Below are 13,560 nucleotides of genomic sequence, written 5' to 3'. Positions count from 1 at the left end.
GTTCGATCCTCCCCCGCAGCATAGACTGCGGGGGAGGGGGACCATGCGAAGCATGGCGGAGGGGGCGCTATGGTCGCCCCAGTTCCGGGGTAAGCGGCCTAGCCGCCGTAGCGGGCGCTGCGGACGGCGCCCTGGGCGTGCAGGAGCTCGCTCCAGCGCCAGGCGCCCGAGCCGAGCACGATCCGCGGCGCGCCGGGCCGGTCGGACAGCGAGATCAGCACCCGGCCGCGCACGGTCTCGTCGCGGCAGGCGGCGGGGGCGAAGCCGACCTCCATGATGATCGCCTGGCGCACGCCGGCCAGCCCCTTGCCCTCCTGGCCGGAGCCGCGGATCCAGTCGCCGTTCCAGATGTTGATCGCCTTGCCCGCCAGCACCGAGTGCTCGCGCGCGACGGCGGCCTGCACGTCGGCGTCCCGTCGCAGGGCCTTCTGCAGCAGGTCGACCATGTCGCAGCCGCCGCCGGCGCCGCCGGAGCCGGCGGTGCGCGCGCCGGCGATCTCGCCGTCGCTCAGACCGTTGCCGGGCGCGAGAGTCTGGGCGACGCCGACGGCGTCGGTCTGGGCCTTGCCGGCGAACAGCGGGGCGACATCCTTCGGGACGACCTTGGCGAGCCGCGCCTTGCGCAGCGGCTTGGGCTTGTCCGGCGAGGGCTCGGGGACCGGCGCATCGGCCGAAGGCGGCGCGGGCGGGGCCGGCTCGGAGACCTCCGGGGCGGGGTCGGGTTCAGGCTCCGGCGGCGGGGGCGGCGGGACCAGCAGACGCGGCTCGATGAGGCTGAGCGCCATCGGCTGCTCCTCGTACACGCTCATCGGCTCGGGGCGGGCCTGGTAGATCGCCAGCGCCACGGCCAGGTGGGCCGCGATGCTGATCGGCGCGGCCAGCAGGGTTCGCCGCCGTTTCGCGGCGCCGCTGCGCCCGCCTGCCCTCGTCGCCACCTCGAAGCTCAATCCGACCGCCCCGAATCAAACGCCTCAACACGCCTCGACGGAAGGTCGGCCGCAGCCCTCCAACCTGTCGATCGGACGGAAGTTCGCACCGCCCGGGCCCGCGCCTACCCGTTCCGGGAATCGCAGCCGGCTTAACCTTGGTCGTTAGCCATGACCGAAGTGGGGCGGGGGTGCGCGCACCCGCGGCGCGAGAGCGGCGCCATGATTGCGCCATACCCGCGTCATTACGCCGCCACGCCGGTTGAAGCACCTGACGGCAGCGCTGGAGCCTAGGAGCGGCGCGTCGATAGAGGGATAGCGACTGTGATCCAAGCGAGACTGAGGGCGGGGGCCATTACGGCTGCGGTGCTGGCGGCGGCCGTGGCGACGACGGGGTGCGCGAGCCACAAGTTCGTGCGCGAACAGGTGGCCGTGGTCGACACACGGGTGACCCAGGTCGAAGGGACCGCGGGCGAGGCCCTGCAACGGGCCAATGCGGCCCACAAGCTGGCGGAAGGCAAGTTCCTCTACGAGGTGGTGCTGTCGGACGACTCGGTGAAGTTCCCGGTCGACCACTCGGCCCTCTCCCCTGAGGCCGAGGCCCGGCTCGCCGAGCTGGCCCAGCGCCTGAAGGCCGAGAACCGGAACGTCTACCTGGAGATCCAGGGCCACACGGACGCCACGGGCGATGAGACCTACAACGACCGCCTGGGCGAAGCCCGGGCCGAAGCGGTGCGCCGCTACCTGGCCAAGCAGGGCGTCGCCCTGAACCGCATGGCGACCATTTCCTACGGCGAGGAATCGCCGGTGGCGCCGAACGACACGCCCGAAGGCCGGTCCCAGAACCGCCGCGTGGCGATCGTCGTCCTGAGCTAGGACAGGTGGGCGCGGGCGGTCCGCTAGAGCGCGTTAGGCGGAAGTGTGAGCGGTTCCGCCGCCCCAACGCGCTCTGAACTTGGATGTAGAGCCTGTTGATCGGTTCAGGCGATTACGCCTGAACCGAACAGGCTCTAGGATCGCCCGCCCCTCCTCTTGCGCCGCTGCGGCGAGGGGTGCGGCCGGCGGCGAGTCCCGCTACAACCCGCCCCATGCCCGAAGGCGACACCCGACAGTCCCGCGCCCCCCAGATCGGCTTCGGCGAGGGGTTCCTGACGGACATCTGGTATTTCGCCGCGCTGGCCGGCGACTTGAAGCCCGGAAAGCTGCAACGTTACGAGATCCTCGGCGAGCCGATCCTGCTCGGCCGCACGCTGGGCGGCGAAGCCTACGCGCTCAGGGACATCTGCCCCCACCGCGCCGCGCCGCTGTCGGCCGGCCGGCTGACCCGCGAGGCGGACGGGCGCGAGGTCGTATCCTGCCCCTACCACGGCTGGCGGTTCGGCACGGACGGCGCCTGCACCGCCATCCCCTCACTGGTCGGCGACCAGGCGATGGACGTCTCCAAGATCCGCGTGCGCCGCTATCCGGTGCGCGAGAGCCAGGGGCTGGTGTTCGTCTGGATCAGCGCAGATCCCCGCTTCTCCGGCGAGCCGGACGTCGAGCCCCCGACCTTCCCGGGCGTGGTCGGCGGCGGGCCCAAGTTGGTCGACCGGATGGACTTCGAGGCCCACATCGACCACGCGGTCGTCGGCCTGATGGACCCGGCCCACGGGCCTTACGTGCACCAGCAGTGGTGGTGGCGCTCGTCCAAGAGCCAGCACGACAAGGCCAAGAAGTTCGAGCCGCGCGAGGCCGGCTTCGCCATGGTCCGCCACGAGCCGTCCAAGAACTCCCGCGCCTACGCGATCCTGGGCGGCGAGCCGCTGACCGAGATCACCTTCCGCATCCCCGGCCTGCGCTGGGAGCATGTGACCGTCGGCGCCCGCCAGGTGCTGTCGCTGACCTGCCTGACGCCGATCCACGAGAAGAAGACCCGGATCACCCAGATCGTCTGGTCCGACCACCCGGCCTTCTGGTTCTTAAAGCCGTTCATCGCCGCCGGGGCGCGGGCCTTCCTGCGCCAGGACGGCGACATGGTGAACCTGCAGAACGAGGGGCTGAAGTACGACCCGACCCTGCTCTGGATCGACGACGCCGACACCCAGGCCAAGTGGTACCAGCAGCTGAAGCGCGAATGGGCCGCCGCCCGCCGCGAGGGCCGGCCGTTCGTCAACCCGGTGAAGCCGGCGACGCTGCGCTGGCGAAGCTAGGCCGCCCGGCCCGTCGCGCCCTCGGTCCCCACGAACACCACCTCCGTCCCCTTGGACACCGCCGCGCCGAGCTCCTCGGCGTCCCAGTTGGTCAGGCGCACGCAGCCGTGGCTGGCGGTCTTGCCGATGGTGTCCGGGTCGGGGGCGCCGTGGATGCCGTAGGTGTCCTTGGTAAGGTCGATCCAGATGCTGCCGACCGGGTTGTTCGGCCCGGCGGGGATGGTCAGCTTGGTCTTGGCCTTGCCGAAGCTCAGCTTCTCCGGGTCGTAGTTCCAGGTCGGGTCGGACGCGACGGCGGCCACCTCCCAGCGCCCGCTCGGGGCCGGAAGCTCGCTGGAGCCGACCGTCGCCGGATAGACGGCCAGCAGCTTGCCGCCGGCGTCGAAGGCACGCACCTCGCGCTCGGCCTTGTCGACCTCGATGCGGGCCACCTGGGCGGACAGCTTGTCGGCGCCGGGGCGGGCCACCAGGATCGTCGTGCCCGCCTTCGAGAAGTCGACGCCCGGGTTCAGCGCCCGCAGCAGCTCCTCGTCCATGTGGAACTTCTCGGCCAGCAGCTCGGCCGGGCCGGTGTAGGCGAGCCGCTCGAGCTTGGCCATGTCTTCGTAGTCGGTGGGGATCTTCGGCGTGAAGGGGCCCTTCACGTCGGCCTCGGTGATCACATAGTCCTGCATGATCGGCGTGGAATCGCCCGCCGCGAGCTTTTCGAACACCTGGGCGTCGATCTGGCCGTCGACCGGCAGGCCGTTGGCGGCCTCGAAGGCGGCGATCGCCTGGCGCACGTTCTCGCCGTAGAGGCCGTCGATGACGCCGGGGGAGAAGTGGGCGCGGTCCAGCAGCACCTGGGCGCGGATCATCATCTGCCGGCCGGGCTCGGTCTCCACCGAGGCGGTGGAGAAGGCGGCCTTGTCGATGCCCTGGGCCAGCGGATTGGCGGAGGGCGCCGCCGGCGCGGCGGCCGCCGTCGCCTTCGAAGCATCGCCGCCGGCGGCGGCGCTGGGCGCCTTCTCGGCCTGATCGGCCTTGATCACCATCTCCGAACAGGCGGCCAGCGCGAGGGCCGCCGCCGTCATGGCCAGGGAGCGCCGGTAGTGCTTCATCGTTTCACTCGCATGCTGAAGGCCGGGACACGCGCGAAATGAAGGCCTCGGGACGGGGCAGGTTCCGAGCGGCGGCGGCGCTCGCCCTGATGGTGGCGGCCTGTTCGCCGCAGGACGGCCAACCGGGAGACGGCTTCATCCTGCGCGCCCCGCCGAAGGCCAAGGACCGGGCGCAGAGCCAGGCGGCCGCCCCCGGCCCCGCCGCGCCGCTGCCGCCGCCGGGCCAGGCGGCGAGCGACCTCGGCGACCAGGCCTGCCACCAGGGCCCGCTGGTCAACGCCGCCCGCGCCAACGCCGCCCAGCTCCGCAGCCTGGCCTGGAATCCGTTCGGGCGCCCCGAGGTGGGCTGGGAGACCTATTACCGGCTGATCGCGCGGGAGATCGGCTCGAGCTGCCCGCCCGACAGCCCGGGCTTCGCCGCCGCCCTGGCCCGCTGGCAGGCCAACAACGGCCTGGCCCAGACCGGCATCCTCGACGAGGCGGTGTTCATCCAGATGAAGAACAAGTGGCAGCTGAAGCGGCCGGTGGTGCGCGCCATGCGCCAGGGCGGCTGCCCGCCGCCGCCGGCCTCCCACCAGCTGGCGACCGCCCGGCCGGACGAGAGCTACGGCGGCAAGACCATCGAGCTGCGCCGCGGCGCCCTGGCCGCCTACCGGCGCATGGTCCAGGCGGCCAAGGCCGAGCAGCCGCAGATCGCCCGGGATCCGCGCAACCTGACCATCTTCTCCGGCTACCGCAGTCCCGAGTACGACGCCGCCCGCTGCGCCCGCGACCAGAACTGCGACGGGCTGGTGCGGGCCCGCTGCTCGCCCCACCGCACGGGCCTGGCGATGGACATCTACGTCGGCCAGGCGCCCGGCTACGGCCCCGATTCCAGCGCCGATCCGAACCGGCTCTACATGAGCAAGACCGCGACCTACGCCTGGCTGACCGCCAACGCCCATCGGTTCGGCTTCGTGAACTACCCCTTCGAGCCCTGGCACTGGGAGTGGACCGGCGAGGCGCCGTGAGCCCCTTCCCTCCCCTTCGGGGGAGGGTGGACGCGAGCGAAGCGACGCGGACGGGTGGGGGAGTCTGGTTTCAGCTGGATGCTGATCGTCCAGCACCGGCGAGGCTCGCCACTTGCCCACCCGCCGATGCTCCGCACCGGCAGCCCTCACCTGAAGGGGAGGGAACTTGGCCGCCCCTGCTCCGCCGTGGCATGACGCTGGCCAGAGGAAACGCGACAAGGGGACGAGCCCGCGCATGCCCACCTTCACCTCCGACGGCCTGACCCTGGCCTACGACGACATCGATCCTCCCGGCGCCGAGCGGACCATCGTGCTGGTCCACGGCTTCGCCTCGAACCGGAACGAGGGCTGGCGGCGGACGGGCTGGTACGGCGCCTTCGAGCGGCGGCGGGTGCGGTGCGTGGCGCTGGACCAGCGCGGCCATGGCGAGAGCGCCAAGCCGCACGAGCCGGAGGCCTACACCCGCGAGAAGCTGGCCGGCGACCTTGCGGCCCTGTTCGACCACCTGGGCCTGCAGCGGGCCGATGTCTTCGGCTATTCCATGGGCACCCGGACGGCCATGCAGATGGCCATCGACGCGCCCGAGCGGATCTCCAACCTGATCCTCGGCGGGATCGGCGAGCGGCTGTTCCAGCCGCGGCCGACGTCCGAGGGCGAAGCCCCGGCGATGAGCATGGCGCAGGCCATGCTGGCGGACGACCCCGAGACCATCGCCCAGCCGATGCTGCGCAGCTTCCGCCAGTTCGCCGACGAGCAGGGGGAGGACCGGCGGGCGCTGGCGGCCTTCACCGAGGCCAGGAACCCGCCCCTGGACCGCGAGGCCCTGGAGCGGCTGCCGATGCCGGTGCTGGTGGTCGCCGGCCAGCGCGACCAGGGCGCGGGCGACCCCGAGGGCCTGGCCCGCGTCTTCCCGGACGGCAAGGGCGTGATGGTCCCCGGCTGCGACCACTTCTCGGCCATTCCGCACGCGCTGACCAAGGCCGCGGTGTTCGACTTCCTGGACGGGCTGCTGGACGACCCCTGGGCCCGGTAAGCCCCCGCACCGGCACGAGATTAACATAGGCGGGGAGCCCCATTCAGGACTCGCCAAGCCCCAAAATAGGGTCTTAAGTTCACCTTGTCGGGAGGTGAGCGTGTCGGTCGTGCGCAAGCTCAGCGGACGTGATGGACGGCGGCGCCAGGAAGATCCGGGCGAGCTCTACCGCACCCTGTTCGAGACCATGTCCGAGGGCTTCGTCATCTGCGAGGTCATCCGCGACGCGAGCGGCCGGCTGGTCGATTACTGGGTCCGCGACGCCAATCCCGCGTTTCGGCGGCGCGCGCCGGGCGCGGCCAACATGGTCGGCCGCCGCTTCCTGGAAATGCGGCCCAACACCCATCCGCGCTGGTTCACCGCCTGCCATGTCGCCCTGACCAGGGGCGAGCCGGTGCGGTTCGAGTTCTGGGACGACCAGGCCCTGCGCTGGTACGACGTGCACATGACCCGGCTGTCCGAGGACGAGGTCGGCCAGTTCTACATCGACATCACCGAACGCAAGAAGGCCGAGCGCTACCAGGCCGAGCTGTTCGACGAGCTGAACCACCGGGTGAAGAACAACCTGACCATCGTCTCCGGCGTGCTGACCATGCAGGCCAGGGCGAGCGCCGATCCAGCGGTGCGCGAGCAGCTGCTCAAGGCGGTCGACCGGATCCAGTCCATCGCCGACCTGCACGCCAGCCTCTACCGCAGCGGCGGCAAGGACGAGGTGGAGGCCCAGCGCTACCTGCAAGAGCTGTGCGAGCGGCTGTCGCGCACGCTGCTGGAGGGCCGTGACGTGCGGCTGGACCTGCACGCCGAGCCCCTGACCCTGCCCCTGGACCAGGCGGTCCAGCTCGGGATCATCGTCAACGAGCTGGTCACCAACGCGGCCAAGCACGCCTATCCCGACGCCGGCAAGGGGGTGATCTGGGTCCGCCTGGGCCGCGCCGAGGGCGGCCTGCGGCTGTGCGTCTCCGACCTCGGCCGGGGTCTCGCGCCGGACACCGCCAGCGGCCTGGGCATGCGGCTGGTCCGTTCGCTGGTCGAGCGGGCCGGCGGCGAGGTCAAGGTGGAAGGCGCCCGCGGCGCCAGCGTCGAGGTGCGCCTGCCGGTCGGCGCCGCGGGGGACGACGGCCCCCTTCAGGACAACCTGCTCTAGGCCGCACAGAGGCGGTGAAATAGACTCACAGACCCGCTGGAGTTGTCCACAGGATCGCACCCCGCCCCGCTCGTAATCGGAACGTCATCTGGCATTCTAGGTTTCGTTAACCACTCGAGTCGGGGAGGGCTTTAGGTGGATCAACTCCTGCTGATCGCTTACAAGCGTGGTAGCCGCTGGGTGTTGCTGAACGACCAGGCCAGAGAGCTTGGCCATTACTCCAGGGAAGACGAGATCATCAAGGCGGCGGAGTCGCGCCTCCAGGGCGCGCGCAGGCCCGGCGCCCTGCTGCTGGAGACGCGCGAAGGCTGGCGCGAACAGGTGCTGGAAGTCGCCTGAGGGCCTAGGCCTCGGGCTCCAGCCAGTCGACGATGCCGATCTTCGCCATCCAGGTCAGACCAAGTTCAAGGGAAGCCCTGCGGTTCGGCGGAAAGCGCGCCGTCAGCTCGGCCACCGAGAGCGAGGCGCCGCCGGCCAGCATCCCGAGCATGGCGGCGCATTCGCCGGGGCCCGCCCGGTAGGCCGGATAGGCTCCGTCGAGGTCCACGCGGGCGGCGCGGTCGAGGTCCGCAGGCGAGGCGCCCTCGCGGATCCGCACCCTCGTCTGCGGCCCCAGCACGTGGGAGGCGAAGTGGGCGAAGTCGGCGAACGGATCGCCCTTGGCCGGATGCATGCGCATGCTGGCCTGGGGCGCCTGCGCCGCGGCGCGGACCCGGCCCAGCTCCTCCACCAGCTCGCGGTAGAGGCCGGCGACCACGGCCCAGTCGAAGTGGGCGCGCACCCGTTCGCGGCCGGCCTCGCCCATCCGCCGGCGAAGCTCGGGCGAGCGGATGAGGGCGGCGAGCGCCTCGGCCGCCTTGCCCACGTGGACGGCGGTGTGCTGGGCCAGCGTGCCGACGTAGTTCTGGTAGCTGCTGAGCAGCATCAGGTGCGGGGCCGCGATGCTGGGCCCCAGGCCGCCCGGCGGCGGCCCAAGGGTGGGGATCAGGAAGCCCTGCACCCCATGCTCGATTGTGTAGCGGTAGCCGTCCCAGTCGCTGGCCACGACCGGCAGCCCGGCCGCCATCGCCTCGATCGGCGTGATGCCGAAGGTCTCCTGGACGTTGTCCACCAGCGAGATGAAGACATCGGCCGCGGCCCAGGTGTCGGCCAGCAGCTGGCGGTCGTTGCCGTCGATGAACTGCACGTCCACGGTCGGGGCGTAGGCCTCCGCCGCCTGCCGGTAGACGTCGCGGTGGCGCGGCTCCACCGGAAACCACCCGGCCATCTGGAAGACCACCTTGCCGCCGGTCGCCTTCGCCGCCTCCTCGACGGCCCGGAACATCGGCTGGGGGTAGGCCTTCTCGAAGAAGGACAGCCGCCCGACCCACAGCACCAGGACGTCGTCGTCGCCCAGGCCGAGCCCGGCCCTCACCCGCTTGCGCGCCTCGGGCCGGTCGGCGGCGGCGCGCATGGCGGCCAGGTCGACGCCCAACGGCACCAGCGGCAGGTGGGGACGCGGCCGGCGGGCGCCGCCGAACCGCTCGGCGGCGAAATCCCCGACGGCGTCGAACATCTCGCTCAGCGCCTGGACCACGGACGGCGAGGTGCAGATCAGCGCGTCCCACTCGTGCAGCGGCGAAAAGGCGCTCTTGGCGATGTATTCGCGGATCACCGGCGGGGCGAGGGTGTGGACCAGCCCGAGCAGGCTGTAGGCCTTGTCGCCCACGGCCGTGCGCCTGAGCCAGGCCATGTCGGCGAGCTCGGCCTTGCCGCGCACCAGCGCCCCGGCCGCGGCGGCGGTGCGCTGGTCCAGGATGGTCGAGGTCGTGAACCGGGTGTTCGACGGACGGCCGTCGAGCAGGGATGCGCTGATCTGCGCGACGTCGATCCTGGCGTTCGCCAGCACGTCGATCTGGTCGAACCCGCCGTGCTGGGCCAGCGCCCGCCACAGGCCCATGTTGGCCACGTCCTTGCCGAACGGGTTCTTGCCCAGCCCCACCTGGGCCGACGGGTTGTAGATGGCGAGACGGGATGGCGCCAAGGGAACGGGATCCGGCGTTGCTGCGGGGCCCCGCCCCATAGCAACCGGGCGCCCCGATAGCTAGCGGACGAAGCTGTAGGCCCCGCCCTTCTCCAGGGCCGCCCGATAGGCCGGCCGGGCCTGCATCCGCTTCAGCCAGGATTCCAGGTTCGGGTAGCTGGGCAGCTTGCCGAACGCCCCCGCGACTTCGGCGATGAAGCTCATCTGGATGTCCGCGCCGGTCAGCTCGCCGCCGACCAGGAACTCCCGGCCGGCGAGGGCCTGGTCGACGTAGCCCAGGTGGTTGGCGATCTCGCTCTCGATGCGCGGATGCAGCGGCTGTCCCCCCTCGCCCAGCCGCATCACGTACATGAACAGCATCAGCGGCAGCATGGCCGAGCCTTCGGCATAGTGCAGCCACTGGAGATAGGCGTCGTAGTCGGCGCTCGCTGGGTCCGGCTGCAGCCGGCCCGCGCCGTGGCGGCGGATCAGGTAGTCGATGATGGCGCCGGACTCGTGGACGGTGCGATCCCCGTCGGTGATCACCGGCGACTTGCCGAGCGGATGCACCGCCTTCAGCTCGGCCGGCGCGAGGCGGGTCGCCGGGTCGCGCGCATAGCGCTTGATCTCGTAGTCGAGCCCCAGCTCTTCCAGCAGCCAGAGGATGCGTTGCGAGCGCGAGTCGTTCAGATGGTGGACGAAGATCATGCCGGCTCTCCTCTTTCGCTTACAGCGTAAGCGACTGGACTGACGTCGCGCAAGCATCGCCTAGTCTGCCGCCATGACGGATACGACCTCCACGGGCCGCTACGGCGGGACCCTCCCGGACCATCTCGGCCTCGACATCGACCAGGACGGGCCGGGCCGCTGCGTCGGCCGCTTCACGGTCAAGCCGCACCACATGGCGCCGAACGGTTTCCTGCACGCGGCCAGCGTCGTCGCCCTGGCGGACTCCTGCTGCGGCATGGGCTGCATGGCCAACCTGCCGGAGGGGGCGAACGGATTCACCACCGTCGAGCTGAAGTCCAACTTCCTGGGCACGGCGCGGAGCGGCGAGGTCGCCTGCGAGGCGCGGCTGGTGCATGGCGGGCGGACGACGCAGGTCTGGGACGCGGAGGTGCGCGACGCGGCCGGCAAGGTGACGGCCCTGTTCCGCTGCACCCAGATGATCCTCTATCCGCGCCCGACGGGCGGCTAGATCAGGCCGCTGGCCTGCGGGCGCGGCGTGAAGCCTGCGGCGATCAGGCCGATCTGCCGGTCCATGGCGTGGCTCATCGTATCGGCGTCGGCGTCGGCCCAGGCGGCGAGCCGGTAGGTCCAGGCGTAGGCCGCCAGCAGGGTGTCGACGATCAACTCCGGATCGATGGCCGGATCGACGTCGCCGGCGGCGACGCCGCGGGCCAGGCAGTCGCGGACGACCTGCTTCAGCCTCTCGTTGTGGCCGAACGGCGTGGCCTTCGCGCCGGGCCGCCAGTCGTAGGTGGCCGCGATATGGGCCAGGAAGAGCCGCTTGCGCCGGGTCTCGAAGGCGAAGAACAGGGCGAACAGCGAGCGCAGCCGGTCGGCGGTGGAGCCGCGCAACTGGTGACCCACCCGGTCGAGCTCTTCGTAGAGCTCGTCCAGCCGCTCGCCCATCACCTCGGACAGGATGTCCAGTTTCGACTGGAAGCTGGTGAAGACGCTGCCGACCGAAACGCCGGCCCGTTTGGCGATCGCCCGGACCGTCGTCTCCTCGTAGCCTTCGGTTTCGAAGAGCTCGCGCGCGGCCTCGAGCACGCGCCGGCGCGTCGCCTCCTTCTGAACGCTTCGAACGCTCAAAGCCCCCTCCCCGAAGCTCCGACCGAAAGGTTGAGACACAACCTCGCCGCCAGGAGCCCTCCCTCAGGTTGGAGCGCGTTCCGGCCTCGGACCGTCCGGAACGCGCCCTAGCTGGCGCTCACTCACGCGTGCGGCCGGCGGGCCGCACCGCCTTAGCCGCGCTTGGCGCCCGCGAGCAGGATCCGGATCTGATCCTTGGCCCGCGCCTGCAGCGCCTCGAGGCTCCAGCCGCCGAAGATCGCCTGCGGATAGTTCGACAGGTAGGCGTCGAACAGCATCTGGCTGCGCAGCTTGACGTCGGCTTCCTGGCTCAGCTCGCCCCGCTCGACCGCGGCGGAGAGCTGCTCGGCCATGATGTCGATCATCTTCTGGACGGCCTGGAAGCTGCGGACGGCCTTGCCCTCGACCGGCGACCAGGAGATCGAGAACATCGCCCGGGCGAGCGGCAGCTGGCCCTTGTAGAATGCGTAGCCGGCGGTGAAGACCCGCAGCAGCGCGTCCTCGACGCCGCGGCCCTTCTGGGCGGCCTCGGTCATCTCCTGAACCACGTTGTCGAGATCGTTGATCATGATCTCGCGGAACAGGTCCGACTTGTCGGTGAAGTTGGCGAACACCGCGCCCGTGGACATGCCAGCCGCGGCGGCGATGTCGCGGATGGTGGCGCCTTCATAGCCCTGCTCGCTGAACAGGCGGCGAGCGGCGGCCAGCACCTTGGCGCGGGTCTGCTGCTTGGCGATCGCCCGGCGCGTCAGGCCCTTGACCTTGGTCTCACCGATCGGATTGGCGACGTGCTTCATTGGGCGATCTCCGAAATATCCCGGCCGCCGACAGGCGGCGCTGGAGCGTGAAAAGCCATGTCTATCAACGTCCTCTCGTCGACGTCGCCGCGCGTTCAGCGACGTTCGATGATCATGTTCAAATAACCCGTGACGCGAACACGGTTCAGCTTTGCCCTACACGAGACCGCTGGCCTTGGCCTTGTGGCTCATGGTCGCAACGACGTTCGCCGACGCGCTTCCCCCGTAATTGAGGCTGTTTTCTGACATCACACCGCTATTAGACCCGATTCGCTGAGCACGCTCAACCACAAATTTGCGCGGGCGCAAGTTTTCGCCGGGCCCGTGCCCGCGCGACCAGGGCGGCCGCGAGTCGGTGGCGGCCGCCCGGGCGAGGGCTTAGATTGGCGCGATGGAGCGCTTCTTCGACCTGCTGATCCCCGTGGCCCTGCTGGCGGTCGCGACGACCCTGGCGATCGGCATCTACGCCCTGTTTCGCGGCGGGGACTTCGGCCGGTCCTATTCGAACAAGCTGATGCGCCTGCGCGTCGTGCTTCAGGCGGTGGCGATCGTGGTGCTGGTCGCCGCCCTGTTGTGGCGCGAGCGGGGCCTCTGAGATGGTCACCCTCAACCGGATCTACACCCGGGCCGGCGACGCCGGGCGCACGCGGCTGGCCACCGGCGAGCTGGTCAGCAAGACCTCGCTGAGGGTCGAGGCCTACGGCGCCGTGGACGAGACCAACGCGGCGGTGGGCCTGGCGCGGCTGCACACCGGCCCGGACGGGGTGCTCGACGCCATGCTGGCGCGGGTGCAGAACGAGCTGTTCGACCTCGGGGCGGACCTGGCCACCCCCGAGCGCCCGGGCGAGGCCGCGGGCAGCGTGCTGCGGATCCTGGACGGCCAGGTGGAGCGGCTGGAGCGGGAGATCGACGAGCTGAACGGCGCGCTGCCGCCGCTCGCCTCGTTCGTGCTGCCGGGCGGGACCCCGGCGGCGGCGGGGCTGCACCTGGCCCGCACCATCTGCCGGCGCGCCGAGCGGCAGGCCGTCGCCCTGCAGGAGTCCGGCGAGGCGGTCAGCCCGGCGGCGCTGAAATACCTCAACCGCCTCTCCGACCTGCTGTTCGTCGCCGCCCGCTGGGCAAACGATCGCGGCGCGGCGGAGGTGTTCTGGCAGTCGGGCGCGACCCGCTAGGGCTGGGCGGCCTCGGCCGGAGCCTCAGCCGCTTCCGGCGCCGGGCGGCCGATCGCGGCCCGCGCGGCGGCCTCGGCCTGCTTGTCCTGGATGGTGCGGCCGGTGATGTCGGAGATCAGCACCGGCGTGGCGCACACCCGGTGCTTGGCGTCCCACCACTTGCGAGCCTTTTCACAGGCCTCCGCCGGGTTGGCCCACATGATCTGGTAGACGATCGCGCCGACGCTGCCGACGGCGAAGATCACAAGAAAGGCGGCCATCAGTCGGCCGATGTTCCGGTTCATGGGACGCGATCTAATCGTCCTTCGTCCGGGCGCCTAGAGGTCACAGCCGCGCGGTCAAACCTGCGCCGCACGTCTTGCATCTCGC

16 protein-coding genes are annotated in these 13,560 nt (G+C 70.9%); 9 read left to right on the top strand and 7 right to left on the bottom strand.

Translation table 11 applies throughout. The features are described 5' to 3' along the window. Positions 1 to 98: 98 nt before the first annotated feature. Positions 99 to 935, bottom strand: coding sequence for a hypothetical protein (locus ACFSC0_RS10670; RefSeq protein ID WP_377282952.1), 837 nt, complete (start codon positions 933 to 935; stop codon positions 99 to 101). A 318-nt stretch (positions 936 to 1,253) separates the two neighbouring features. Between ACFSC0_RS10670 and ACFSC0_RS10665 the strand changes: the two genes are divergently transcribed. Both ACFSC0_RS10665 and ACFSC0_RS10660 read left to right on the top strand, forming a co-directional pair. After that, entirely contained in the window at positions 1,254 to 1,802 is a 549-nt protein-coding gene (locus ACFSC0_RS10665; protein ID WP_377283317.1) for an OmpA family protein, read from the top strand. A gap of 212 nt (positions 1,803 to 2,014) precedes the next feature. Continuing rightward, the gene (locus ACFSC0_RS10660; RefSeq protein ID WP_377282953.1) at positions 2,015 to 3,115 is read left to right on the top strand and encodes a Rieske 2Fe-2S domain-containing protein; all 1,101 of its coding nucleotides are present in this window, start codon (positions 2,015 to 2,017) and stop codon (positions 3,113 to 3,115) included. On the opposite strand, the gene ACFSC0_RS10655 is transcribed toward ACFSC0_RS10660, so the two are convergent. Further along, positions 3,112 to 4,215, bottom strand: coding sequence for a L,D-transpeptidase family protein (locus tag ACFSC0_RS10655; RefSeq protein ID WP_377282954.1), 1,104 nt, complete (start codon positions 4,213 to 4,215; stop codon positions 3,112 to 3,114). The two genes, ACFSC0_RS10660 and ACFSC0_RS10655, sit on opposite strands and share 4 nt — an antisense overlap. Before the next feature lie 38 nt (positions 4,216 to 4,253). Here ACFSC0_RS10655 and ACFSC0_RS10650 point away from each other — a divergent pair, with 38 nt between their 5' ends. From ACFSC0_RS10650 to ACFSC0_RS10635, 4 genes are all read left to right on the top strand, one after another. Further along, the gene (locus ACFSC0_RS10650) at positions 4,254 to 5,225 is read left to right on the top strand and encodes a M15 family metallopeptidase (protein WP_377282955.1); all 972 of its coding nucleotides are present in this window, start codon (positions 4,254 to 4,256) and stop codon (positions 5,223 to 5,225) included. Between the two features lie 235 nt (positions 5,226 to 5,460). Further along, on the top strand, positions 5,461 to 6,258 hold the full coding sequence (locus ACFSC0_RS10645; protein WP_377282956.1) for an alpha/beta fold hydrolase: 798 nt from the start codon (positions 5,461 to 5,463) through the stop codon (positions 6,256 to 6,258). Between the two features lie 100 nt (positions 6,259 to 6,358). Further along, on the top strand, positions 6,359 to 7,402 hold the full coding sequence (locus ACFSC0_RS10640) for a sensor histidine kinase (RefSeq protein WP_377282957.1): 1,044 nt from the start codon (positions 6,359 to 6,361) through the stop codon (positions 7,400 to 7,402). Between the two features lie 135 nt (positions 7,403 to 7,537). Further along, the gene (locus tag ACFSC0_RS10635; RefSeq protein WP_377282958.1) at positions 7,538 to 7,741 is read left to right on the top strand and encodes a hypothetical protein; all 204 of its coding nucleotides are present in this window, start codon (positions 7,538 to 7,540) and stop codon (positions 7,739 to 7,741) included. Between the two features lie 4 nt (positions 7,742 to 7,745). Here the strand turns inward: ACFSC0_RS10635 and ACFSC0_RS10630 are convergent, their stop codons facing one another. Next, complete coding sequence (locus ACFSC0_RS10630) at positions 7,746 to 9,425, bottom strand: glycosyltransferase family 4 protein (protein WP_377282959.1); 1,680 nt, start codon at positions 9,423 to 9,425, stop codon at positions 7,746 to 7,748. A gap of 60 nt (positions 9,426 to 9,485) precedes the next feature. Then, positions 9,486 to 10,112 (bottom strand): glutathione S-transferase family protein, encoded by a 627-nt coding sequence (locus ACFSC0_RS10625; protein ID WP_377282960.1) that lies wholly within the window; start codon positions 10,110 to 10,112, stop codon positions 9,486 to 9,488. 73 nt (positions 10,113 to 10,185) lie between these two features. Between ACFSC0_RS10625 and ACFSC0_RS10620 the strand changes: the two genes are divergently transcribed. Further along, a complete protein-coding gene (locus ACFSC0_RS10620; RefSeq protein ID WP_377282961.1) occupies positions 10,186 to 10,602 on the top strand; it encodes a PaaI family thioesterase in 417 nt (138 codons plus the stop codon). Here the strand turns inward: ACFSC0_RS10620 and ACFSC0_RS10615 are convergent. Continuing rightward, positions 10,599 to 11,222: a TetR/AcrR family transcriptional regulator gene (locus tag ACFSC0_RS10615; protein ID WP_377282962.1), complete on the bottom strand. Its 624-nt coding sequence runs from the start codon at positions 11,220 to 11,222 to the stop codon at positions 10,599 to 10,601. The genes ACFSC0_RS10620 and ACFSC0_RS10615 overlap by 4 nt on opposite strands. Before the next feature lie 152 nt (positions 11,223 to 11,374). Next, positions 11,375 to 12,019 carry a TetR/AcrR family transcriptional regulator gene (locus ACFSC0_RS10610; RefSeq protein ID WP_377282963.1) on the bottom strand — a complete coding sequence of 215 codons (645 nt, stop codon included), beginning with the start codon at positions 12,017 to 12,019 and terminating at the stop codon, positions 11,375 to 11,377. 391 nt (positions 12,020 to 12,410) lie between these two features. On the opposite strand from ACFSC0_RS10610, the gene ACFSC0_RS10605 reads away from it, so the two are divergent. Continuing rightward, positions 12,411 to 12,614 carry a twin transmembrane helix small protein gene (locus ACFSC0_RS10605; protein WP_377282964.1) on the top strand — a complete coding sequence of 68 codons (204 nt, stop codon included), beginning with the start codon at positions 12,411 to 12,413 and terminating at the stop codon, positions 12,612 to 12,614. A 1-nt stretch (position 12,615) separates the two neighbouring features. After that, on the top strand, positions 12,616 to 13,191 hold the full coding sequence (locus ACFSC0_RS10600) for a cob(I)yrinic acid a,c-diamide adenosyltransferase (protein ID WP_377282965.1): 576 nt from the start codon (positions 12,616 to 12,618) through the stop codon (positions 13,189 to 13,191). Here ACFSC0_RS10600 and ACFSC0_RS10595 read toward each other — a convergent pair. Further along, on the bottom strand, positions 13,188 to 13,451 hold the full coding sequence (locus tag ACFSC0_RS10595; RefSeq protein ID WP_377355144.1) for a hypothetical protein: 264 nt from the start codon (positions 13,449 to 13,451) through the stop codon (positions 13,188 to 13,190). The two genes, ACFSC0_RS10600 and ACFSC0_RS10595, sit on opposite strands and share 4 nt — an antisense overlap. Between the last annotated feature and the right edge of the window lie 109 nt (positions 13,452 to 13,560).

This window comes from Phenylobacterium terrae, assembly GCF_042681205.1.
GTDB lineage: Bacteria > Pseudomonadota > Alphaproteobacteria > Caulobacterales > Caulobacteraceae > Phenylobacterium > Phenylobacterium terrae.
This window is presented reverse-complemented; position numbering and strand designations above follow the sequence as displayed.